Source organism: Xanthomonas maliensis (assembly GCF_009192945.1).
GTDB classification, from domain to species: Bacteria; Pseudomonadota; Gammaproteobacteria; order Xanthomonadales; family Xanthomonadaceae; genus Xanthomonas; species Xanthomonas maliensis.
This window is the reverse complement of the sequence record NZ_NSET01000066.1, coordinates 34,522-57,375: the sequence shown is the minus strand read 5'-3', so window position 1 is coordinate 57,375 and position 22,854 is coordinate 34,522. Positions and strand designations below refer to the sequence as shown.

At 66.8% G+C, this 22,854-nt stretch carries 18 protein-coding genes and 1 pseudogene; 9 read left to right on the top strand and 10 right to left on the bottom strand.

Translation table 11 applies throughout. The features are described 5' to 3' along the window. Positions 1–86: pseudogene (locus tag CKY51_RS19520) on the top strand (L-fucose mutarotase); the annotation flags it as partial. Positions 87–171: 85 nt separating this feature from the next. Here the strand turns inward: CKY51_RS19520 and CKY51_RS19515 are convergent. From CKY51_RS19515 to acs, 9 genes are all read right to left on the bottom strand, one after another. Next, positions 172–1,494: an L-fuconate dehydratase gene (locus CKY51_RS19515; protein ID WP_022971229.1), complete on the bottom strand. Its 1,323-nt coding sequence runs from the start codon at positions 1,492–1,494 to the stop codon at positions 172–174. A 356-nt stretch (positions 1,495–1,850) separates the two neighbouring features. Beyond that, a complete protein-coding gene (locus tag CKY51_RS19510) occupies positions 1,851–2,708 on the bottom strand; it encodes a fumarylacetoacetate hydrolase family protein (protein ID WP_022971230.1) in 858 nt (285 codons plus the stop codon). 125 nt (positions 2,709–2,833) lie between these two features. Beyond that, positions 2,834–3,604 carry an SDR family oxidoreductase gene (locus CKY51_RS19505; protein ID WP_022971232.1) on the bottom strand — a complete coding sequence of 257 codons (771 nt, stop codon included), beginning with the start codon at positions 3,602–3,604 and terminating at the stop codon, positions 2,834–2,836. After that, positions 3,597–4,472: an amidohydrolase family protein gene (locus CKY51_RS19500; protein ID WP_022971233.1), complete on the bottom strand. Its 876-nt coding sequence runs from the start codon at positions 4,470–4,472 to the stop codon at positions 3,597–3,599. Before CKY51_RS19500 ends, CKY51_RS19505 begins: the two co-directional genes overlap by 8 nt. Beyond that, the gene (locus tag CKY51_RS19495) at positions 4,469–5,464 is read right to left on the bottom strand and encodes an aldo/keto reductase (protein WP_022971234.1); all 996 of its coding nucleotides are present in this window, start codon (positions 5,462–5,464) and stop codon (positions 4,469–4,471) included. Before CKY51_RS19495 ends, CKY51_RS19500 begins: the two co-directional genes overlap by 4 nt. Positions 5,465–6,444: 980 nt before the next feature. Next, positions 6,445–6,648 carry a hypothetical protein gene (locus CKY51_RS19490; RefSeq protein WP_031338793.1) on the bottom strand — a complete coding sequence of 68 codons (204 nt, stop codon included), beginning with the start codon at positions 6,646–6,648 and terminating at the stop codon, positions 6,445–6,447. 4 nt (positions 6,649–6,652) lie between these two features. Next, positions 6,653–7,216 (bottom strand): peroxiredoxin family protein, encoded by a 564-nt coding sequence (locus tag CKY51_RS19485; protein WP_031338794.1) that lies wholly within the window; start codon positions 7,214–7,216, stop codon positions 6,653–6,655. A 414-nt stretch (positions 7,217–7,630) separates the two neighbouring features. Continuing rightward, a complete protein-coding gene (locus tag CKY51_RS19480) occupies positions 7,631–8,296 on the bottom strand; it encodes a response regulator transcription factor (RefSeq protein WP_022971238.1) in 666 nt (221 codons plus the stop codon). 163 nt (positions 8,297–8,459) lie between these two features. Beyond that, positions 8,460–10,403, bottom strand: coding sequence for an acetate--CoA ligase (acs, locus tag CKY51_RS19475; RefSeq protein ID WP_022971239.1), 1,944 nt, complete (start codon positions 10,401–10,403; stop codon positions 8,460–8,462). Between the two features lie 289 nt (positions 10,404–10,692). Between acs and CKY51_RS19470 the strand changes: the two genes are divergently transcribed. The 6 genes from CKY51_RS19470 (at position 10,693) to CKY51_RS19445 (ending at position 17,670) form a co-directional block, all read left to right on the top strand. Continuing rightward, positions 10,693–12,114: a DcaP family trimeric outer membrane transporter gene (locus CKY51_RS19470; RefSeq protein ID WP_022971240.1), complete on the top strand. Its 1,422-nt coding sequence runs from the start codon at positions 10,693–10,695 to the stop codon at positions 12,112–12,114. A 66-nt stretch (positions 12,115–12,180) separates the two neighbouring features. After that, positions 12,181–12,498: a DUF485 domain-containing protein gene (locus CKY51_RS19465; protein WP_022971241.1), complete on the top strand. Its 318-nt coding sequence runs from the start codon at positions 12,181–12,183 to the stop codon at positions 12,496–12,498. Beyond that, the gene (locus CKY51_RS19460) at positions 12,495–14,219 is read left to right on the top strand and encodes a cation acetate symporter (protein WP_022971242.1); all 1,725 of its coding nucleotides are present in this window, start codon (positions 12,495–12,497) and stop codon (positions 14,217–14,219) included. The genes CKY51_RS19465 and CKY51_RS19460 overlap by 4 nt, the downstream gene beginning before the upstream one ends. A 606-nt stretch (positions 14,220–14,825) precedes the next feature. Continuing rightward, the gene (locus tag CKY51_RS19455) at positions 14,826–15,803 is read left to right on the top strand and encodes a glycerophosphodiester phosphodiesterase family protein (RefSeq protein WP_031338797.1); all 978 of its coding nucleotides are present in this window, start codon (positions 14,826–14,828) and stop codon (positions 15,801–15,803) included. Positions 15,804–15,921: 118 nt separating this feature from the next. Continuing rightward, positions 15,922–16,800, top strand: coding sequence for a peptidylprolyl isomerase (locus CKY51_RS19450; RefSeq protein ID WP_152249693.1), 879 nt, complete (start codon positions 15,922–15,924; stop codon positions 16,798–16,800). A 123-nt stretch (positions 16,801–16,923) separates the two neighbouring features. Continuing rightward, entirely contained in the window at positions 16,924–17,670 is a 747-nt protein-coding gene (locus CKY51_RS19445) for a hypothetical protein (RefSeq protein ID WP_342354114.1), read from the top strand. On the opposite strand, the gene CKY51_RS19440 is transcribed toward CKY51_RS19445, so the two are convergent. Beyond that, a complete protein-coding gene (locus CKY51_RS19440; protein ID WP_022970590.1) occupies positions 17,658–18,806 on the bottom strand; it encodes an ROK family transcriptional regulator in 1,149 nt (382 codons plus the stop codon). The two genes, CKY51_RS19445 and CKY51_RS19440, sit on opposite strands and share 13 nt — an antisense overlap. A gap of 106 nt (positions 18,807–18,912) precedes the next feature. On the opposite strand from CKY51_RS19440, the gene CKY51_RS19435 reads away from it, so the two are divergent. Continuing rightward, on the top strand, positions 18,913–21,555 hold the full coding sequence (locus CKY51_RS19435; protein WP_152249692.1) for a TonB-dependent receptor: 2,643 nt from the start codon (positions 18,913–18,915) through the stop codon (positions 21,553–21,555). Next, positions 21,545–22,807 carry a phosphodiester glycosidase family protein gene (locus tag CKY51_RS19430; protein WP_031338191.1) on the top strand — a complete coding sequence of 421 codons (1,263 nt, stop codon included), beginning with the start codon at positions 21,545–21,547 and terminating at the stop codon, positions 22,805–22,807. The genes CKY51_RS19435 and CKY51_RS19430 overlap by 11 nt, the downstream gene beginning before the upstream one ends. The last annotated feature ends 47 nt before the right edge of the window (positions 22,808–22,854 follow it).

Here is a 22,854-nt window from a genome sequence, read left to right as displayed (position 1 = left end):
CGCTGCCGGGCAGCGCGCCAGGAGAGAAGTGGCGCGAGGCCGGGCGGATCTTTGCACTGAGCGAGGCGATCCAGGCGCAGCACTGAGCCTGGCCGGCCCTCATCCGCCCTGCGGGCACCTTCTCCCGCTCGCGGGAGAAGGTGCCCGAAGGGCGGATGAGGGCCGGTAGACTCAGGCCTTTGCGCTGGCAGCCAGATCGTCGACCCAGAAGCGCCCGTCGGGATAGCGGAATTCGGCGATCGAGGCGGCATGCATCTCGGCCGAAAAACCACGCGTTTCCGGCGCGAGATAGCGGCCGTGGCGGATGCGCACCGGGTCGAGGAAGTGCTGGTGCAGATGGTCGACGAACTCGATCGCGCGATCTTCCATCTTGCCGGTGATGGCGACGAAGTCGGCCATCGCCAGATGCTGCACCAGCTCGCACAGACCCACGCCGCCAGCGTGCGGGAACACGCGCACGCCGAACTTGGCCGCCAGCAACAGAATGGCCAGGTTCTCGTTGACCCCGCCCACGCGTGCGGCATCGATCTGGATCAGGTCCACCGCACCGGCCTGCAGCAGCTGCTTGAACACCACCCGGTTCTGGGTGTGCTCGCCGGTGGAGACGGGCACCGGTGCGATGCCCTGGCGGATGGCCGCATGGCCGAGCACATCGTCCGGACTGGTCGGTTCCTCGATCCAGGCGATATCGAATTCGGCCAGCTGGCGCATCCAATCGATCGCCGGGCCGACATCCCAACGCTGGTTGGCATCCACCGCCATGGCGATGTCCGGGCCAATGGTCGCGCGGGCCAGGCGGCAGCGGCGGATATCGTCCTGCACGTTGGCGCCGACCTTTAGCTTGATGGTGCGGAAGCCGTCGGCCACCGCTTCCTTGGCCAGCCGGACCAGCTTCTCGTCCGAGTAGCCGAGCCAGCCGGGCGAGGTGGTGTAGGCCGGATACCCCTGCTCGATCAACTGCGCGATCCGCTGCGCGCGCTGTGGCACGGCCTGCTGCAGCATCGCCAGCGCTTCGTCGCGGGTCAGCGCATCGGTGAGGTAGCGGAAGTCGATGGTGTCGACCAGCTGCTCGGGACTCAGCTCGGCGATGTAGCGCCACAGCGGCTTGTTGGCCGCGCGTGCGGCCAGGTCCCAGGCGGCGTTGATCACCGCGCCGATGGCCATGTGCATCACGCCCTTTTCCGGACCCAACCAGCGCAGCTGCGAATCGTTGTTCAGTCGGCGCGCAAAGCCGCCCAGGTCGGCGATGACGTCCTCCACCTGCAGGCCGACCACGTGTTCGGCCAGTGCTGCCACCGCAGCGGTCTGCACGTCGTTACCGCGACCGATGGTGAAGACCAGGCCATAGCCGGCCAGTGCATCGGCAGCATCGGTGCGCAGCACGACATAGGCCGCCGAGTAGTCCGGGTCGGGATTCATCGCATCCGAACCGTCGAGCTCGCGCGAAGTGGGAAAACGAACGTCGTGGGTCTCGAGGGCGACGATGGTGCTCATGGAAGTCCTGGGCAATGAAAGGATGAAGGAGAAACGTGGTGCCTAAGCACGCGGTTGCGGTAGTGGAGCAAGCGCCGGAGCCAACCGCCGCGTGCTGCATGCAGCGCTGCGTCTGCGCTGTGCCGTGCACTGCCGCCAACAGCTCAGCAATCGTCATTGGGGTATTGCCGCGCGCATACGCGGCGGCAGCTGCATCAGCCGGGAGGGCCAGGCGTGTCAGTCGCTCGCCCGCCTCACCCGCGTCATGCACCGGCACAGGCCGTCGGCGCGCAATCGCTGACAGCCTGCGTCGTGCGACCGCAATCGCGGACCGACTTGGCGATGCGGAAGACCGCCAGCGGCCCGCGTGCACAGACTCAGGCCGCGTCGCGTGGATGCGCCACCACTGGCTGACGCTGGCGACCAAGGCCTTCGATCTCCAGCTCCATCACATCGCCGGGCTTGAGGTAGACCGGCGGCTTCTGCCCCAGGCCCACGCCCGGCGGCGTGCCGGTGCTGATGACATCGCCAGGCATCAAGGTCATGTAGCGGCTGATGTGACTGACCAGTTCGGCCACGCCGAAGACCATCGTGCGGGTGCTGCCGTTCTGGTAGCGATGGCCGTTGACGTCCAACCACATCGACAGGTTCTGCGGATCGGGGATCTCGTCGCGGGTGACCAGCCACGGGCCGATGGGGCCGAAGGTATCGGCGCTCTTGCCCTTGACCCACTGGCCACCGTGCTCGAGCTGGAACTCGCGCTCGGACAGATCGTTGATCACCGCATAGCCGGCGACATGCTGCAGCGCCTGCTCGACCGAGACATCGCGGGCGACATCGCCGATCACCACGCCCAGTTCCACTTCCCAGTCGCTCTTGACCGAGCCGCGCGGGATGATCACGGTGTCGTTGGGGCCGCATACCGCGGTGGTGGCCTTCATGAACAGGATCGGCATCTTCGGCACTTCCATGCCCGACTCGGCGGCATGGTCGGCATAGTTCAGCCCCACGCAAATGAATTTGCCGATGCGGCCGACCGCGGCACCATAGCGCGGCGCGCCATCGATCAGCGGCAGCGTGGACACGTCCAGCGCACGCAGCCTGTCCAGGCCGGCATTGGTGAGATGCGCGCCGGCCACATCGTCGATCACTCCGCTCAAATCGCGGATGCGGCCTTGCGCATCGATCAGGCCGGGACGTTCATGGCCTTCGGCGCCAACACGTACGAGTTTCATGTGATCTTCCTTTGCAGTGAGGAATCGAGTGCTGCGCCGCGGCCGTCGAGACGGCCGGCGAACGCAGCCAATGCCGCGCGTGCGGCATCCACGGTGAAGCAGCAGGTGGCAAGCGCGACGCGCACTCAGTTGGACCAGCCACCGTCGATGATATGGGTCTGGCCAGTCGTGAACGACGACTCGTCCGAGGCCAGGTAGACCACCAACTGGGCGATTTCGCGCGGGTCGCCCAGGCGGCCCATCGGCTGGCGATCGGTGAAGCTTTTCCACACCGCCTGCTCGTCGCCGCCCAGCGCCTTGACGCGCTCGCCCAGCGACGGGGTCTTGATCGTGCCCGGGCAGATGGCGTTGCAGCGCACGCCGCGGGCGACGTAGTCGGCGGCGATCGCCTTGCTCAGGCCGATCACCGCGGCCTTGGTCACGCCGTAGACGAAGCGGTTCGGCACGCCCTTGATGCTGGAGGCGACCGAGGACATGTTGATGATGCTGCCGCGCTGCTGCTCCAGCATGCCCGGCAGAACCGCCTGGCACAGGTAGTACATCGCATCGACGTTGATCGCGAAGGAGCGACGCCAGGCGGCCTGGTCGCAGTCGAGGATGCTGCCCTGGTGCACATAGCCAGCGCAATTGAACAGCACATCGAAGGGACCGTGCGCGGACACCAGTGCGGCGATCGCCGCCGGGTCGGTGACGTCGAGCACCTGCGTGCGAATCGAGGTCGCTTCGGCTGCCAGCGACTGCAACGCGGCCGCGTCGATGTCGGTGGCCAGTACCTGCGCGCCGGCGCGTGCGCAGGCCAGCGCGCTTTCGCGGCCGATGCCGGCGCCGGCGGCGGTGATCAGGCAGCGTTTGCCTTGCAGGCGATTGTTGGGCGATGGAGCGAGCGAATCAGTCATGGCGTTGGGTTCCGTGGAAGGGGGCCGCCGACCGTGGCAGACGATAAAACCTGCGAGCGTTGTCGCCGAAGACCGCCGCCTGGTGGCCGTCGGCATGCTGTTGGACCAAGGCGTCGGCCAGCTGCAGCCACTGCGCGTAATCCGCGCGCGTGGTCAGCACTGGCCAGTCGCTGCCCCACAGCAGCCGCTGTGGACCGAACTGCGCGAACAGATGCGCCACGTAGGGCGCCAGCACGTGCGCATCGGCACCGGGTGCAGCCTCGGTGAGCAGACCGGAGAACTTGCAATGCACGCCCGGATGGCGCGCCAGCGCCGCCATGCCGGCGGCCCAGGCGGCGAAGTCGCCATCGGCGATCGCCGGCTTGCCGCCATGGTCGACCACCACCCGCAGTGCCGGATGGCGTTGCAAGCGCGTCTGCAGCGCCGGCACGTGTTCTGCGCGAATCAGCGCATCGAAGGCCAGGTCGTGGCCCAGCAGCGCATCGAAGGCGGCATCCAGCGCCGGTTGCGCCAGCCACGCCACGTCGGCGATGTCCTGCACCATCGGTCGCAGGCCCTTGAGCAATCCGCCGCCGGCGCGCACCAGGGCGCCGATGCGGGCCGCCACATCGGGCGCGGAGAAGTCCGTCCAGCCGACCACGCCGGCGATGCGGGGCGTATCGCGTGCCAGTTCGAACAGGTAACAGGTTTCGGCCTCGGTGGCCGCCGCCTGCACCAGCACCACCGCATCGATGGCGGCGGCGCTCAGCGCGTCGTCGACGTCGTCGGGGCCGAAGTCGCGATACAGCGGCGCCAGCGCCGGCGTCAGCCAGGCATAGTCGCCGCGCGCCAGGTGCCAGAAATGCAGGTGGGCGTCGACACGGCTCATGGGGTCGGCAGTTCGGGATCGAGCAGGCCTTCGGTGCGCAGACGTTGCCACAGCGCCGGCGGGACCGCGGCCTGCAGCCTCGCCTGCGCGGCCTGCACTTCGGCCAAGGTACGCATGCCGGCAACCACCGTCGTCACCGCCGGATGCGCCAACGGGAACTGCAGCGCCGCCGCACCGATATCCACTCCCTCCGCCGCACAGGCCGCATACAAGCGCTGGGCGTGTTGCAGTGTGAGCGCATCGACCGGCGCATAGTTATAGGTGGCTCCCGGCGCGCGCGCGTCGCTGAGCAACCCGGAGCTATAAGGGCCAGCGGACAGAATCGCGATGCCCTGCTGCTGCGCCTGCGCGAGCAGGGTGCGGGCGCCGTGTTGTTCCAGCAGTGTATAGCGGCCGGCCAGCATCACGCAGTCGAGCGGAAAGCGCGGCAGCACTTCCAGCGCGACCTGTTGTTCGTTGACGCCCAGGCCGATCGCACCACAGGCACCGGACGCTTTCAGTTCGGCCATCGCCGGCAGCGCTTCGTCCAGCGCCTGGCGCAGCACGTCGGCATGGCGGTCGCCATGGGTCAGTGCGCCGATGTCGTGCAGCAGCAACACGTCGATATAGTCGGTCTGCAAGCGCTGCAGACTGGAGGCAAAGGCGCGCCGCACGCCGTCGGCGCTGTAGTCGAACACCGCCCGGCGCCCGGCCACGGCAAAGCCGTCGCGTCCGGCAGTCGCCTGCGGATCGTCTTCCAGGCAGCGCCCTACCTTGGTCGAGAGTGTGTAGTCCGCGCGCGGCAAACCCGACAGGCCGCGTCCCAGGCGCGCTTCGCTCAGGCCATAGCCGTAATAGGGCGCGGTATCGAAATGCCGGATGCCGGCGTCGAACGCCCCCGCCACGGCCGTCAGCGCCTGGTCCTCGTCGACCTCGGTATAAAGATTGCCGATCGGCGCGGCGCCAAATCCCAGCGCCGAGAGTCGCAACCCCGGTGCGCGCGACGCGCTCATCGGCACGGCTCCCGTCGCGGGTTGGCAGGGACGGGCGAATCGGTACGGCCAAGCCTGAGCATCGGGGACATCCAGCACCGGCCGGTGGCGGCCGTTCGCATATGAATATGGAGATCATAAGTGAACATCGCACGCTGCAGTGCAGCATCGGTCATCGAGCAAGGGAGAGCCGTGTAGCGAGCGCCCAATCGTTGTGTGGGCGGCCCATCTGCGTCCGATCCGAGGCGACCGCGGCAAGGGCGTCCCGGTGACTCGACCATGTGACGATTCGGAGCCGCATGCAGGGAGCCAACGATGTGCAGGCGGATCGTTGGGTTGGCGCTGTTGCGCTTGCGGCCAACGCCGCGTCGCAGTCGGCATGGATGCCTGGTGCTGGCCACACGCAGGTGCCGCTGTGGCCGGAAAGATCGCAAGCACCCAGGCACTGCCAGCGGCGGAAACTCAGGGTTCCAGATCAGATCCAACGGCTGCTGGAAAGCCCTGGCTGGCCGCTACCACGGTCAGCATCCCCACACGCACGGTGTATTCGCCCAAGGGGCAGAACAGCGCAAGTGCGGTGGTGGTGTTTGCAGGGGGAAGCTTTCAAGTGCTGGCCATGGAGCTTGAGGGGACCGAGCTCTGCGACTGGTTGAACGGCCTTGGCACCACCTGTGTCCTTGTGAAATAGCGTGTCCCCAGCCGGCCCTACGACTGGCAATCTGCGTGCTATCCGGACCTGTCCGCCGAGTCCACGTCGGCGTGACAGGATGCGCAACGCGCGATTGGTCTGGTGCGCGCACATGCAAGCAATGGTCGAACGATCCCACAAGGGCGGAGTGCTGTGATTCTCTGCGGGAGGCTATCTGGCCACGTCTGGCCGAGGCCTGGCTCAGATCCATCGGCGTTCTGCCAGCTGCAGGCAGCTGGGCAGCGGTCGCAGTCTGCGAGTCAGCGGGCGACCGGCGGGGCCGCCAGGCCCCGCCGGTGGATCGGCCAATCGATCAGCCGCAGCAGTAGCAGACGTTGCCCTGGCCGAGTTGGCCGCCGAATTCCGGGCATTCGGCCTGGCATTGCCAGGCGCTGCACGCCTCGGTGGTCGGCTGGGTGTTGCTGCCGGCCATGGCCTGCGACGCACCGAAGGCGGTGCTGGCCACAAAAGCGGCGGCCACCAGCGCATTGCGCAACGACATCCAACGCTTATTCATGCATTCACTCCTTCACTGTTGCCAAAGCCGCTGGCGCATCCGTGCGGCGCAAGGCGGCGACCAGGTCCTGCACCCGCTCCGTGGTATCGAACAGGCCCAGATGGGAGTGGCGCACGCGCCCTTCGCCATCGATGGCCAATAACAAAGGCACGTTGCGCGCGCGGAACAGCATCAGCGCGCGGCGATCGCTCAGCGTCACGATCGGAAACTCGAAGCCATGCAGGTGCGCATAGCGCGCGGCCTGCGTCGGGTCGCACTGGCAGACGCCGAGCAAGTCGGTCTGCCCAGGCAGCGCCTGCTGCAACTGCCGTGCGGCGCGTACCACGGTGGGGGCCGAACGTTGGCAATACGGGCAGGTGGTGGTGAAGAAGAACAGCACCTGGGCACGACTGCGCGGGACGCCCAATGTGTAGCGCTGCCCGTCGATGCCGGTCGCGGCAATGGTCGGCACATACATGCCGTCGTAGGGCTTGGTGACCCGCGCCTGCAGCCATTGCTGTTGCGTTCGCAGCTGACGATTCTGCCAGGCCAGCACGGCCACCAGCGCGCACGTCAGCAGCAGGCCCAGCCACAGCCATGGAAAACGTCGTGCCATCTCTCCTCCCACGCAACCCAGCGACCGAGCCTGCGCAGGCAGCGCGTCATGGTCAATGGTGATATCGACAACTGCGATGTCGCGCGGTGCGTGGTTGTGGATGCGATCACGCTGACCCGCTTGGGGCTGCCAGCAAAAGCGCCGCGCCCTTGCAGCGCCTGCGCAAGCCGCGCGCGTTGTCGCCAGGGCGCAATGCGAGGCGCATCTGCATGAGGCCGCTCGCGCAGATGCGCATCACTGCATCGAGGCGAACGCAACGCAGGCGCGACATCGCAGCAGGCGCACGCTGCGGCTGACGTGCTGCGATGATGAGGCGACCGAACGCGTTATCGCCGCCAGCCGTCGATGCGGCGAGGTGAGCGCAGCGCCGGCGCAGTGTGCCGCGTGTCAGTCTTCTTCCGGCGGCAGCACGATGCCGTCGGCATCGATGGCCAGCTTGCCTGCCATCAACACCGCTTGCGTGCGATTGGTCACGCCGAGCTTGCGCAGGATCGCGGTGACATGCGCCTTGATGGTGGCTTCCGAGACGCCGAGGTCATAGGCGATCTGTTTGTTGAGGCGGCCAGCGCCGAGCATCTGCAGCACGCGGAATTGCTGCGGGGTGAGGTCGCGCAGACGCTGGCCGACCTCGCGTTCCTCGCTGTCGGTGGGCGGCAGGCTTTGTGCTTCGGCAGGAATCCAGCGCTCGCCATCGAGCACGGTCGCCAACGCACGACCGATGGTGTCCGAATCGGCCGACTTGGGGATAAAGCCGAACGCGCCGTGGTCGATCGCTCGCCGCATCACCGTCGGCTCCTCGCGCGCGGACACCACCACCACCGGCAACTGCGGATGCAGCGAACGCAGATGCACCAGCGCGCTGAAGCCCTGCGCACCGGGCATGTTGAGATCCATCAGCAAGAGATCGGCATCCGGTTGCGCATCGGCCAGGCTGTACAGCGCATCGACATTGTCGGCTTCGAACAATTCCACCCCGGGCATCACCCGTTGCACCGCGCCGCGCAGGGCCTCGCGAAACAGGGGATGGTCGTCGGCGATCAGCAGGGTGGTCATCGGGGGCAGGCTTGGAGAGTCGGGAGGGGGACGCAACGGCAACACGATGGCGGCAGGATGGCACCGCCGTGTCGTTCGACGAGAAAAAGCAGGTTCAACGCAGTCGATGAGGCGTGGGGATCGGTGTCGACGTATCCCCACGCTCCACGTCCCAAGCCGCGGCTCAGCGCGTCAGCCGCTCGTTGACCAGCGACTCGACCACCGACGGATCGGCCAGGGTGGAGGTATCGCCCAGCTGGTCGGGGGCGTTCTCGGCGATCTTGCGCAGGATGCGGCGCATGATCTTGCCCGAGCGCGTCTTCGGCAGGCCGGGCGCCCATTGCAGGTGATCGGGCGAGGCGATCGGCCCGATTTCCTTGCGCACCCAGCCGACCAATTCCTTGTGCAGCGCTTCGCTGGGGGTCTCGCCGGCGATCAAGGTGACGTAGGCATAGATGCCCTGGCCCTTGACGTCGTGCGGGAAGCCGACCACCGCCGCTTCGGCGACCTTCGGATGCGACACCAACGCACTCTCCACTTCGGCAGTGCCGATGCGGTGGCCGGAGACGTTGATGACATCGTCCACGCGGCCAGTGATCCAGTAATAGCCATCGGCATCGCGGCGGCAGCCATCGCCGGTGAAGTAGCTGCCCGGATAGGTACGGAAGTAGGTATCGATGAAGCGCTGGTGGTCGCCATAGACGCTGCGCATCTGGCCGGGCCACGAATCCAGCAGTACCAGGTTGCCTTCGGTGGCGCCTTCCAGCACCTTGCCCTCGGCATCGACCAGTGCCGGTTGCACGCCGAAGAACGGCAGCGTGGCCGAACCGGGCTTCAGATCCACTGCACCGGCCAGCGGCGAGATCAGGATGCCGCCGGTCTCGGTCTGCCACCAGGTGTCCACGATCGGGCAGCGGCCGTCGCCGACCACATCAAAGTACCAGCGCCAGGCCTCCGGATTGATCGGCTCGCCGACGCTGCCGAGCAGGCGCAGGCTCTTGCGCGAGGTCTTCTTGACCGGCGCCTCGCCCTCGCGCATCAGCGCACGGATCGCGGTGGGGGCGGTATAGAACAAGGTGACCTGGTGCTTGTCGATCACTTCCCAGAAGCGCGAGCTGGTTGGGTAGTTGGGCACGCCCTCGAACATCACGGCGGTGGCGCCATTGGCCAGCGGTCCGTAGACGATGTAGCTATGGCCGGTCACCCAGCCCACGTCGGCGGTGCACCAATAGATGTCGTCCTCGCGCAGGTCGAACACCGCCTCGTGGGTGTAGCTGGCGAACAACAGATAGCCGCCGGTGGTGTGCAGCACGCCCTTGGGTTTGCCGGTGGACCCTGAGGTGTAGAGGATGAACAACGGATCCTCGGCGTTCATGCGTTCCGGCTCGCACTCGGCCGGCTGGCCATCGACCACGTCATGGAACCAGCGATCGCGCGGAGCCTGCATCTCCACCGCGCCGCCGGTGTGACGAACCACCAGTACCGTTTCGACGGTGGTGGTGCCGGGGATCTTGAGGGCGGCGTCGACATTGGCCTTGAGCGGGATCTTCTTGCCACCGCGCAAGCCTTCGTCGGCGGTGATGATCAGTTTGCTCTGGCAGTCGATGACCCGATCGGCGATCGAGTTGGGCGCAAAGCCGCCGAACACCACCGAGTGCACCGCACCGATACGTGCGCAAGCCAGCATCGCCACTGCGGCATCGGGAATCATCGGCAGGTAGATGGTGACGCGATCGCCCTTGACCACGCCGAGGTTGCGCAGCGCATTGGCCAGCTTGCACACACGCGCGTACAGTTCGCGATAGCTGACCTTATAAGAAGGCGAGTCCGGGCTGTCCGGCTCGAACAGCAGCGCGGTCTTGTCGCCGCGCGTGGCGAGCTGGCGGTCCAGGCAGTTGACGCTGGCATTGAGCTCGCCATCGGCGAACCAGCGGATATGGAAGTCGTCCAGCGCGTAGCTGACGTCCTTGATCTGGGTCGGCTTGGTGAACCAGTCCAGCCGCTCGGCGGCCTTGCCCCAGAACTGCTCGGGATGCTCGATCGATTCGCGATACAACGTTGCGTACTGTTCCCGCGTGATGCGTGCGCCGGCGGCGAACGCGGGATCGACGGGATAAACATCAGCCATGGCATCCTCACTGCAATGAACGAGTCGGAAGAAAGGTGCGGTCGGCACCTTCGCTAGGCAGGCAGTGTGCCGCATCCCTCCTGTCCGCACGGCGAACCGCAGCTTAGACCTTGGTCGTAACCGCCATTGCGACACCCTGTCGCCGTCGCCGAATCGGCGCGCTGCGGTCACCTCGGCGCGGCCTATGCTGCGGTGCAGCTTCGACCAAAGGCGAATAGGCGCCAAAGTGCGGGCTGCCGCACGCTCCGCTCCAGCCGCGCGTTAGTGCGTGCCATCTTGGGGAGAAGTCATGAAGCACCGTACCGCACCGTTGGTGCGCCGACCGTTGGCCTTGGCGTTGCTGGTTGCCACCGCCCTGCCTGGGGTCGCGTTCGCACAGACGTCCAAGGAGCAGGCGCTCGAGGCGCGCGTGGCCGAGCTGGAGCGCCAGGTCCAGGCCTTGCTGTCGGCACAGCAGCAACAGCAGGGCCAGATCGCCCAGACCCAGAGCCAGGTCGGCGAGGTCCGTGCGGCGCAGTCCGCGGCGGCGTTGCCCGCCCCGACCGCTGCTGCGGTCGCTACAGCGCCTGCTGCGGCCCCGGTGCCGGCGGGCAAGCGGCCGATCCAGTCGACCAGCATCACCCCCAATGCGGCGGCCGGCACGACTTTTCGCTATGGCGGCTTCATCAAGGCCGATTTCCTGAGCACCCGCACCAGCGACGGCCAACTGGCCGAAGGCGCGGTCGGTCGCTATCTCTATATCCCGGTGCAGACGCCGGTCGGCGGGCAGCAGTCGGGCACCGATACCGACTTCCACGCCAAGTTCTCCCGCTTCAACCTGGGCGTGGACACGGTCACCGAGAACGGCGACAAGCTCACCGGCTTCATCGAGCTGGATTTCTTCGGCAATGCACTGGCCAACCAGGTCAACAATCTCTACGGCGGCACCTTGCGCCACGCCTACATGAGCTGGAACAACTGGCTGGCCGGTCAGACCTGGTCCAACTTCATCGATGCCAGCATCCTGCCGGAAGCGGCCGACATCGTCGGCCCCACCGATGGCGCGTTGTTCAGTCGCCAGACGCAGATCCGCTATACCCGCGGCGCCTTCAGCGTGTCGGCCGAAAACACCGAGACCTTGACCACGCCTTACCAGGGCGGCAATACCATCCTGGCCTCGGACCACGGCGCCATGCCGGACCTGACCGCCCGCTACAACTGGAAGGGCAGCTGGGGCAGCTTTGGCCTGTCGGCCATCGCACGCCAGTACCGCACCCGCACCGCGTTGACCAACGACACCGCCTTTGGTGGCGCCATTGCCGGCGGTGGACGCTGGATCATCAACGCACGCAACGACCTGCGCTATCAGCTCAGCTATGGCGAGGGCCTGGGACGCTACCTGGGTCTGGGCAATGGGCCGGACGTCGAGGTCGATGTGGATGGCAATCTCCACGCCATCAGCACCGTGGCCGGCTGGTTGGCCTGGCGCCACGACTACAGCGACAAGCTGCGCAGCACGCTGATGTATTCGCGCGTGGACTACGACCGCAGCGCGGCCAATTCCGGCCTGCAGGCCACCACCTCGCAGCAGAGCGTGCGCGCCAACATCTTCTATAGCCCGCTGCCCAAGGTCGATGTGGGCGCGGAGATCATGTATGGCCGGCGCGAGATCGAGAGTGGCGATTCGGGTGACATCTCGCGGCTGCAGTTCACCACCAAGTACAGCTTCTGATCCACGTGCCGCCACCTGCGCCGGCCCGGCGTCAGGTGGCGGCTCCCGCACTCTAGGAGACGCACCATGACTGTCTCGAACGACGCGCTCATCGCCAAGATCGACGCCAATCCGAAGTATCACGCGCTCAAGCGGCAGCGCAACACCCTGGGCTGGACGCTGACGGTGCTGATGTTGCTGGCCTACTACGGCTATATCGGCCTGATCGCCTTCGACAAGGCCTTCCTGGCCAAGCCGATCGGTGATGGCGTCACCTCCATCGGTATTCCGATCGCGATCGGCGTGATGGTCTTCACCATCGTGATCACCGCCATCTACGTGCGCCGTGCCAACAACACCTACGACCAGCTGACCGCGCAGATCCTCGAGGAAGCCCGCAAATGAGCAAGTACCCGCGTCTTTTGCTGGTCCTGGCCGGGCTGCTGCCCGCCGGATTGGCGCTGGCGGCCGGCGATATCGGCCAGGCCGACAAGCAGCCCACCAACTGGGTGGCGATCGGCATGTTCGGCTTCTTCGTGCTGGCGACCCTGTGGATCACCAAGTGGGCGGCCAAGAAGACCCGCTCGGCTGCCGACTTCTATACCGCCGGTGGCGGTATCACCGGTTTCCAGAATGGCCTGGCGATCGCCGGCGACTACATGTCCGCCGCCTCGTTCCTGGGCATCACCGCGGCGGTGATGACCAATGGCTACGACGGCTTGATCTACGCCATCGGCTTCCTGGTCGGTTGGCCGATCCTGACCTTCCTGATGGCCGAACGGCTGCGCAATCTCGGCAAGTACACCTTCGCCGACGTCGCTGGTTACCGCTTCGCACCCACCGCCATCCGCAGCTTCGCCGCCTCCGGCACGCTGGTGGTGGTGTTGTTCTATCTGATCGCGCAGATGGTCGGTGCCGGTGCGCTGATCAAACTGCTGTTCGGCCTGGACTACTGGATCGCGGTGACCCTGGTCGGCATCCTGATGATGGTCTATGTGCTGTTCGGCGGCATGACCGCCACCACCTGGGTGCAGATCATCAAGGCGGTATTGCTGCTGACCGGCGTCACCTTCATGGCGGTGGCGATCATGTGGCACTTCAACTTCAGCTTCGAGGCCTTGTTCGCCGAAGGCGTGCGGGTGAAGACGGCTGTCGCCGCAAGCGGCGGGGCATCGCCGGCGGATGCGGCCAAGGCCGGCCTGTCGATCATGGGCCCCGGTGGCTTCGTCAAGGATCCGATCTCGGCGATCTCCTTCGGCATGGCGCTGATGTTCGGTACCGCCGGCTTGCCGCACATCCTGATGCGCTTCTTCACCGTTCCCGATGCCAAGCAGGCGCGCAAGTCGGTGCTGTGGGCCACCACCTGGATCGGCTACTTCTACATCCTGATCTTCATCATCGGCTTCGGCGCGATCGCGCTGGTGCTGACCAACCCGCAATTCGCCGATGTCGCCACCGGCACCATCCACGGCGGCAAGGGTGCGGCCAACATGGCGGCGGTGCTGGTCGGCAATGCGGTCGGCGGCAACGTGTTCATGGGCTTCATCTCCGCGGTGGCCTTCGCCACCATCCTGGCGGTGGTCGCAGGCCTGACGTTGTCCGGTGCCTCGGCGGTGTCGCACGACCTGTACGCCACCGTGATCAAGAAGGGCAACCCGGCGCCCGGCGCGGAGCTGAAGGTCTCGCGTGTCACCACCTTGGTGCTGGGGGTGGTGGCGGTGCTGCTGGGCATCGTGTTCGAGAAGCAGAACGTGGCCTTCATGGTGTCGCTGGCGTTCGCCATCGCTGCCTCGGCCAACTTCCCGGTGCTGATCCTGTCGCTGCTGTGGAAGAACTGCACCACCCGCGGCGCAGTGATCGGCGGCTTCCTCGGTCTGATCTCCTCGCTGGTGCTCACCCTGCTGTCGCCGTCGGTGTGGGTGGACACGCTAGGCAATCCGGCCGGCTCGGCGCCGTTCCCGTACACCTCGCCGGCGCTGTTCTCGGTGACCATTGGCTTTGTCGGCATCTGGCTGTTCTCGATCCTGGATCGCAGCCCGCAGGCGGCCAACGAGCGCATCGCCTTCAAGGCCCAGCAGATCCGTGCCGAGACCGGCTTGGGTGCCAGCGGCGCGTCAGGCCACTGAGCCACGCCCCTCCGTCAGAGCGATCGCAGAACGCCGGCCTCGTGCCGGCGTTTTGCGTTTTGGCCGCAAGCATGGCGCGCACGCTGGGAGCCGGCACTGCCGGCTCGGTCCCTGCCCGTCGACGAAGCGTCGGCGAACCGCCATTAGGAACGCACACCCCCCGCCCGATCGGGAGGAATCGTCACGCGGCGCAATCGTCGTTGTGGGTCCATCCGCGGTGAACGACGCCGGGAAAGGCCGCCGCTTTCGCATTTGGCAGTGCAATTGCGCAATCGCGACCGGGCGCAATGCAGCTGACGAAAATAAGTAACAGAAGGTTACTAAATTGGTGTGGCAAGTCGACCGCCGATCACGGCCGGCTTGGAGGCTCTCCCGGCGTCGATGTGCCGAGCGAGCGCGCTACCCGGCGAGTTTCGTCGATGGTGTCGACCAGTCGGCTCTCGTCCCTCCCGTGCATCTTTTCCCACTCTGGATAGAGACATGACCACCCATCGTAAGAACTCCCCCTCGCTGCGCTTTGGCAAGCTGGTCGCAGCGCTAGCCGTCCTGGCCGCCGTGCCGCAGTGGGCGCTGGCCGCCTCGTGCAACGACTCCACCGCCACCAAGATGCAAGCGATCCTGTTCAAGCATGCCGACCAGGCCGCCGTGCTGGCGCATCGCGGCCTGTGGGGCCGCTACTCGGGCATTGCCGATATGCCGGAAAATTCGCGTGGTTCGCTGCAGACCGCCAATGACCAGTGCATGGACGGCGTCGAATTGGACGTCAAGCTCACCAGCGACGGCGTTCCGGTGCTGATGCACGATTGGAACCTCGGTCGCACCACCACCGTGTGGCAGCAGCATCCGGGGGTCAAGTACGACCCGATCACCAACCAGGGCGTCAATCCGTCGGTGGTGGTCACCCCCTGGTCGCAGATCAGCCAGCTGTTCCTGCTGACGCCGGATCGCAGCGGCATCACCGCCTATCATCCGCCACGCGTGGACGACGTCTTTGCCTACTACAAGCAGCACAATCTGCGCACGCCGATGGTGTTCGACATCAAGACCGCCGACACGGTCCGTGCAGTGAACCGTGCGGCCGAGAGCGCGTTCGGCCTGGCCTCAGCGGATTATGTCGCCGCCAAGGTCAATGCCACCTTGTACACCAGTCGCGAGGCCTATCGGGCCGACGGCAGCGGCATGGTGGGCATCCCGGTCTTCACCACCAACATGCTGGGCAAGATCAACGTGCGCCAGACCATTTCGGCCTGGATGAACGACGCGCAGCAGACGATGGAAGTCAACGTCAAGCAGCTGGGCGGGCTGTTGCAGAGCGACGCCGACTTCCTCCGCGAGCGTGGCTATGGGGTCGGTGTGTTCCAGGCGATTCCCGACGGTCCGTATGCCGGCAAGTTCTATCAAAACAGCGGCGCCTGCTGCTATGCCCTGTCGGATTTGTACTTCTCCTACTCCGGCGGACGCGATACGGCCGACAACCGCGGCGACCTCGATTTCATCGGTCGCGTCGAGGCCTTCGATTTGATCACCACCGACGACCCGAAGGCGGCGATCGCCTACCTGCGCGCACGCGGCCGGCATAACTGATCCTGCGGACGCAACCTGCCGAGTGCTCGCGGCGTGCAGTGGCAGCCCCGGTACCGGTCAGCCCCTCCCGACGGCGGCCACCGCCGCCGTCGGTTTTCGATCGATGGAGATCTCTCGCATGTCCTCTTTCCAACGTCTTGCTGCAGTCGTCGCGTTCGGTTTGTGCGGGCTGACGCCGTGCCTGGCGGCCGCCGCCCCTAGCACGCCCAGCCCCGCCGACGCAGTGATGCGGATCGGCACCCAATCGCTCAGCGCGCAGGACTACCGTGCCCTCGCCCTGGCCGACCTGCCGCAGCATGCCGATCCTGCTGTGGCAGCCGACCCTGGTTTCGTGCGCACGTTCGCCGATCGCCTGCTGTGGGTGCAACAGGCCCATCGCGCGCAGTTGCAGGACGACCCCGTGGTCGCCGCACGCATCCGCCAGGCCACCGACGGCATTCTTGCCAATGCCATGCAGGCACGCGCACGCGCCAGCGCGCACATCGAGACGGCGCAGGTGCAGGCGCAGTTTGCCGCGCATCCGCACGACTACGATGAGGTGCGGCTGAGCCATCTGTTCGTGGCGCTGCAGCCGCAGAGCGATGCGCGGCGCGGCACTGCCTTGAGCGACGCGCAAGCGCTTGCGCGTGCGCAGCAACTGAAACGACAACTCGATGCGGGCACGCCGTTCGAGCAGCTGGCGCAGCGTGAATCCGACGATGCCACGACCGCGGGTGAAGGTGGCGAACTGTCGCCGATCTTCCTGCGCAATGTCGCCGACGTCTTCGTTCCAGCAGTGCAAGGGCTGGGCGTCGGTCAGGTGTCTGCGCCGGTGCGGGGCCCGGACGGGTATCACCTGATCCGGCTGGATGCGCGGCGTGTCGCCACGCTGGACAGCGCGCGCGGCCAGATCGAAGTGCAATTGCGCGACCAGGCGGCGGCTGCCGTATTGGAGCAACTACGGCAGGCCAACCCGCTCAGCGTCGATCGCGCCGCGCTGGAAGCGGCGTTGCACTGATCGCTCATGCGCACCGCATCCCAGATGCAGAGGGCGCATGCGCCCGCCGAGTCCCTCATCCGCTCAAGCCCGTGGCGGCGCGCGGCGCTGCCGATCGCGGCAATCGCCGCGCCAGCGCTCATCATGCTGGTGGCGTTGTTCGGTGGCCTGCGGCCGGGCGACGCGCCACCGGTATCGCAGAGACGTTCAGCGGCAGCGGTGCCGCTGACGCCAGCGGCGTTGGCTGCGCGGCAGGCAGTGCAGTCGTCGCCGCCCAGCTTGTTCGACGCCGCCATCCAGCAGTTGCGCTGCCGTGAGCGGCAGTTGCAGGACGCTGCGCAGATCGCCCGTGCGGCGGGCAGCGCTGGGCAGGTCGGTGGAGTTGCTTGCCAGGCGGGAACGCCCCTGCAGATCGAGGCGCTGCTGCGGACCGCTGCCGCGCACGGCGACGCCGATGCACAGCGCTATCTCTTGGCGCAGCAGGCGCGCGAACTGATGCAGCGCACAGTCGCTGCCACGCCAGCGGGCATGACGGCAACGCTGTCGCCGGACGATGAGCAGGCAATCGCCGCGGTGGTGCGCGATTTGGAAGCGCTAGCCTTGCGCGGCAACCGCGATGCCATCGAGACGTTGGCGCAGGTGGTGGAGTCGCCGCTGTTGCACGCCCCCGATCCGGTGTATGCCGCAGCGTGGCGTCTGGCGGCGCGACAACCTGCGGATCGGCCGGCTGAGCCGGGTGCGAGCCTGCAGGGCGAGGACGAACTGTTAGACGCCTTGAACGAGCCGCAACGTCAACAGGCGCGCGCCTTGGCGGTGGAGGTGTTCGAGGCCTGTTGTCAGCGCCCGTCCGCCAACGCCGCCACCGGACCCAACGTGGTTCAATCGAAGTAACGTGCCTGCAGCGGCAAGGTCGCCGCTCCGATCGCGCAGGCATCGGCAGGGGCTTCGGCCGGTAACAGGAGGGGCATCGGCCGCGTCTGCCCGCGTCGGGGCAGGTTATCGATCTGCACGGCCGCGATCAGACGCCGCGCCAGGTCGGTGGGCAGTCGGCCACCGAACACGATCGCCTCTGGATCGCAGACGGCGGTGATCGCCGACACGATCAGGGATACACCGGGAGCGCTACGTTCCAGCCAGCGCTCGATGGCCGGCCAGCTCGGATCGTAGTGTGTCAGGACCGCGCGCACGTCCGGCAGCACGATGCCATCCTCTACGAGCAATTCGCGGAGCAATTCCAAGGTGGCGCGCTGCAGCCCTTGTGCTGGCAGCATGCCGGCGAACTCGCCTGCATTGCCGCGCGCCCCGCGCATCACCTGCCCGTCGATCACCAGGCCACCGCCCAGTCCGTAACTGAAGTGGAGATAGGCGAAGTCGCGATGACGGCGACCCACACCCAGCATGGCCTCGCCAGCGGCGGCGACGCTGCCGTCGTTGTCCATCCACACCGGCTGCCCGCAAGCCTCCGCCAGCCAGGGGCACAGCGCGAACTCGCCCAGCGCCTGCAAGGGGTCGGGCGGACTGATGCGGCCGTCCTTGCCGGTGAAAAAACCCGTCATCGCCACGCCGATGCCCAATAGCGGCCCCGGCATCTGCGGCAAGCCATCCAGCAGGGCCGCATCGCCGGCCTGCAGTTGCGCCAGGATGCCTTCGGCACTGACCTCGCCCAGCGGCTGTTCGTCTACCGCCAGCACCTGGCCGGCAAAATCCATCAACGCCAGGGTCAGCGCGTCGGTGGCGATGGACACGCCCAGGGTATGCCCATGGGCGGCGTTGAGCGAGATGGCGATCCCCGGTTTGCCGCGCCCCGGGCGTGCCATCCCGTTGCCCAAGCGCACCATCCCGCGGGCCGCCAGCGCTTCGATCAGACGGACCGCCGTCTGGACGGTCAGACCGGTTTCACGGCTGAGGTCGGCGCGGGTCAGCACGTCGGCGAGACGCAAGCGATTGAGCAAGTCGCGCTCGTTGCGGCTCAGGGTCTTGAATACGGCGCGTTGCGTGGGCGAGGCAAAGGCAGACACGGAGGGCATGGCAGGGGCGCGGGGCGGCAAAGCGGCAAGCATAGCCGCTCCTGGTGAAATAATTAATTCACAGTAAGTTATTAAATTATCCGCTTCAGTCCTTGCCAGATCGTCCATGTCCCGCGCCCGTGCCTTGTCAATCCCTTCTTCCCCCCTGTTGGCGCTGGGAGTCGCCGTCAGCCTGGCCGCGCACGCGAGCGAACCGCTCCCGGCCGATGCGGCGAGCGCAGCGCAAGCGGTGCAACTGGATGCCGTGCAGGTCTCCGGTCAGCATCTGTCGATTCGCCAGGCCATCGGTGCCAAGCGGGAGGCGGCCGTGGTCTCCGATGGGGTGGCGGCCGACGACATCGGCTCGATTCCGGATTTCGGCCTCGGCGAAGCGCTACAGCGCGTGCCTGGGGTTTCGATGGTGGTCAACAATGGCCGCGGCGAAGCGCAGTTCATGAGCCTGCGCGGCCTCAATCCCGACTACAACACCGTGCTGGTCGATGGCGTCGCGCTGCCGTCCACCGAGACCACTCGCCGCGTGCAATCGCTGGATGTCATTCCGTCCTCGCTCGCGCAGCAAGTGGACATCTACAAGACCTTCAACGCCGACATGGACAGCAACGCGATCGGCGGCATCGCCGCGTTGCGCACGCGCAGCGCGTTCGACCATGCTGGCCCGTTCGCCAGCCTGCGTGCCAACCTCGCCGATTGGGAAAACCGCCGCCAGCTCCGCGGTGGCGGCCCATCCGGGCAAGTGCAAGGCAGCTTCAGCGACACCTTCGGAGCGGATGATCGCTTCGGCATCGTGTTGTCGGCCGACGCCTTTCGGCGCGACTCATCGTCGTTGGATACCGCCATCGACAGCTACAGTTATTACGCTGGCCGAGTGCGCCAGGACCTCACCCCGGCGCTGCAGACGAGTGGTCTGGCGATCGTACCGGATCGCTTCCGTCCGCTCAGTTACGACAACGTACGCCAGCGCTACAGCGCGTTCGGCAAACTGGAGTACGACGATGGGCAGGCGCTGAAGCTGGCGTTCAGCGCCGCTCGCTTCGTGCACGACAACGACGAGCAACGGCGCTCGCAGGCGCTCAATCGGAGCGGCAACGCGATCGTCTCCGATGCCAGCGACGGGCGTTACGCCCAGGGCAGCGCACAGGTGGATGCCGATCATTTCGAGCAGACCCGCAGCCTGCGTTACGCGCAGCTGGCCGGCAGCTACCGCCTCAACCCTGAGGGTCACGTGGAGATACTGCTCAACCGCGCCAGCGGCACGTACCAACAGGACACGCGCGAGGACGTCTTCACCTCCGCCGCGTCGTCCCGGCTGGGGTTCGGCTATGCGCTGGCGGGCGATACGCGTCCAGCCATCGTCCTGCTCGATCCGCATTACTATGCCGACCCGGCCAATTACCTGCAGTCCTACCTGCTCAACCGGGTGGAACGCAGCCGCACCGATACCACCACGGTCAAGCTCGACTACAGCCAGAACGCCGATGCCGATGCGCAAGGCTGGGGCCTCCGCAGCGGCCTGCAGTATCGCGACCTCCGGCAGCGCTACGACCTGGATGAAGTGCGGCGCAATCCGCGCGGCCGGGTGCCGCTGGCGATGATCGGGACCGACGATGCGCGCATTTGCCCTTACGCCGACTTCAGTTGCCTGTTGCTGATCGACCCGGCCAAGGTCGACGCCTTCGTGTCTGCTTCGCCCGGCGCCTACGCGCTGGCCATGACCAATGCCCGCAACAGCACCAGCAGCGACTTCGGCATCGACGAACGCGATGGTGCTGCCTATCTGATGGGCGTCTGGCATGGCGACCGTACGCAGGCGAGTCTCGGCCTGCGCAACGAATTCCTGCAGCGGCAGGTGCTCGGCGCGCTGCCGCAAGCCACCAGCAGCAGCGAGCGCCGCTTCTTGCTGCCTTCGGCCAACGCCGCCTGGGATCTGACGCCGGACGTGAAGCTGCGGGTTGCCGGAAGCCGCAGCCTCGGCCTACCGACCTATGCCGATATCGGCCAGAACAGCAGTCCGGTGGTGGATAGCGCCGGGCTGACACTCAGCCGCAGCATTGCCAATCCACAGCTGCGTCCGCGTCGCGCCGACAACCTGGATCTGTCGCTGGAATGGTATCCAGATCAGGATGCACAGCTGTCGGTGGCGCTGTTCCACAAGCGCATCGCCGACGAGATCGTTCGCCTGACCAGCACCGACAGCGAGCGCAATCCGGGTGGACTGATCGGCACCTATCAGGTCACCACCACCCAGGCGGTCAATACCGGCACCGCGCGCGTGAAGGGAGTCGAATTCACCGTCATCGATACGCACTTCGACTTCTTGCCCGGCGGCTGGTCGCATCTGGGCGCGATGGCCAATGTGACCCTGCTCGCCGCCCGCACCGCCGACGTGCAGATGAGCGATGGGAGCCGGCGCCCGCTGCCCGATCTGATGGAATCGCCCAAGCGCAGCGCCAACGCTTCTGTGCTGTATGACCTCGGTCGGTTCGATGCCCGGCTCAGCGCCAATTACACCGGCATGCAACTGCTCACCGCCGCCACCGATAACCCGGTCAACGACCGTTACTACGACGCCATCACCAGCTACGACGCGCAGCTGGCGTGGCGTTTCAGCAAGCAACTGCGTTTGACCGTGCAAGGGCGCAACATCAGCAATGCCCGGCTCAAGCGTGTCATCGGCGCCGACCAGCAATTGCTGCGCGAGCAGCTGGACAACGGACGCGCCTATTACCTGGGAGTGGACTATGCTTTCTGATCGACGCCTGGCAGCGGCCGGCCTGGCCGTCCTGCTGGCAGCCTACGCGGCCGTCGCGGCGGCTGCCGACGACACCGTGCAGACGGCTCCCACAGCCGGCTTCGTCGCGATGGAGACGGTGGTCAGCGGCGATTGCTGGGGACAGTGGCCCGACGATGTGCTGGCTGCCGCTAGCCGCTGCAAACCGGCCGAGCACAATCGCCTCGCTCTGCAGGTGCTGGACGATACCGACGGCCCGGCCCGCGTCGGAGGCGGCGATGCGGTGGCATGCGGCGGCGCGCGCTGCGTCGACTTGCAGCAACTCCTGCAACTGGCGCCCACGCAACGCGTGCTGCTGCGCACGCCGCCGGCGCGCATCCCCGCGGTGCTGGCGGCAGTGGACCAGGCACAGGCGCGCGGCCGCGTCAGCATCGAACCGCTGGTCCTGCCGGTGCCGGCGCCTGCCGCTCCTGTCGCGCTGGCGCCGGGCGTAAGCTACTGGCGCCAGGCGATGGCGGGGCCGCAACCGGTCATGCTGCATATCGTCCGGATCGATCTGGCCACTCCCGGCCTGCAACTGGTCGGGACCCGCGGCGATCGTAGCGGCGGCGGTGAATTCCTTGCCAACCCCACCACCGCGTTCGTGCGCGACGGTGCGCTGGCGGTGGCGATCAATGCCGACTACTTCCTGCCGTTCGATGGCGGTCATCTGTTCGACGCGCCGTTCGTGCCGTCTGCAGGGCAGGGCGTCACCGCCGAAGGACTGGCGATCGCTGCCGGGCAGCTCGATTCGCCTGCCACCACCACCGATGCGCGCGTCAATGCGGCACTCTGCGTCAGCCCGCGCAACGCGGTGCGGATCGTCCGCGGCAGCTGCGCGGCCGGTACTCGGCTGGGTGTGGGCGCTGGCCCGTTGCTCCTGCTCGACGGCCAGCGCCAGTCACGCGAGGCCAGTCGCGCCGCCTACTACGATGAACCCGAGCCACGCAGCGCGATCGCGCTGGATCGAACGCGCACGATACTGTGGATGGTGGTAGCCGATGGCCGCCAGCCTGGCTACAGCAACGGCATGACGCTGGATGCGCTCACTGCGGTCTTGCGGCAGCTCGGCGCCGATGCGGCGATCAATCTCGACGGCGGCGGCTCCAGCACGCTGGCCGCGCGCGTCGATGGCCGGGTGCGGACGCTCAATCGCCCGATCCATACCGGCATCCCCGGACGCGAGCGTCCGGTGGCCAACCAGTTGGGCGTGCGGATCGCGGCTCGACCCTGAGAGCGGCGTCGCCGGCGCGGTACCATGGGGGTTTGAACCTCGGTCCG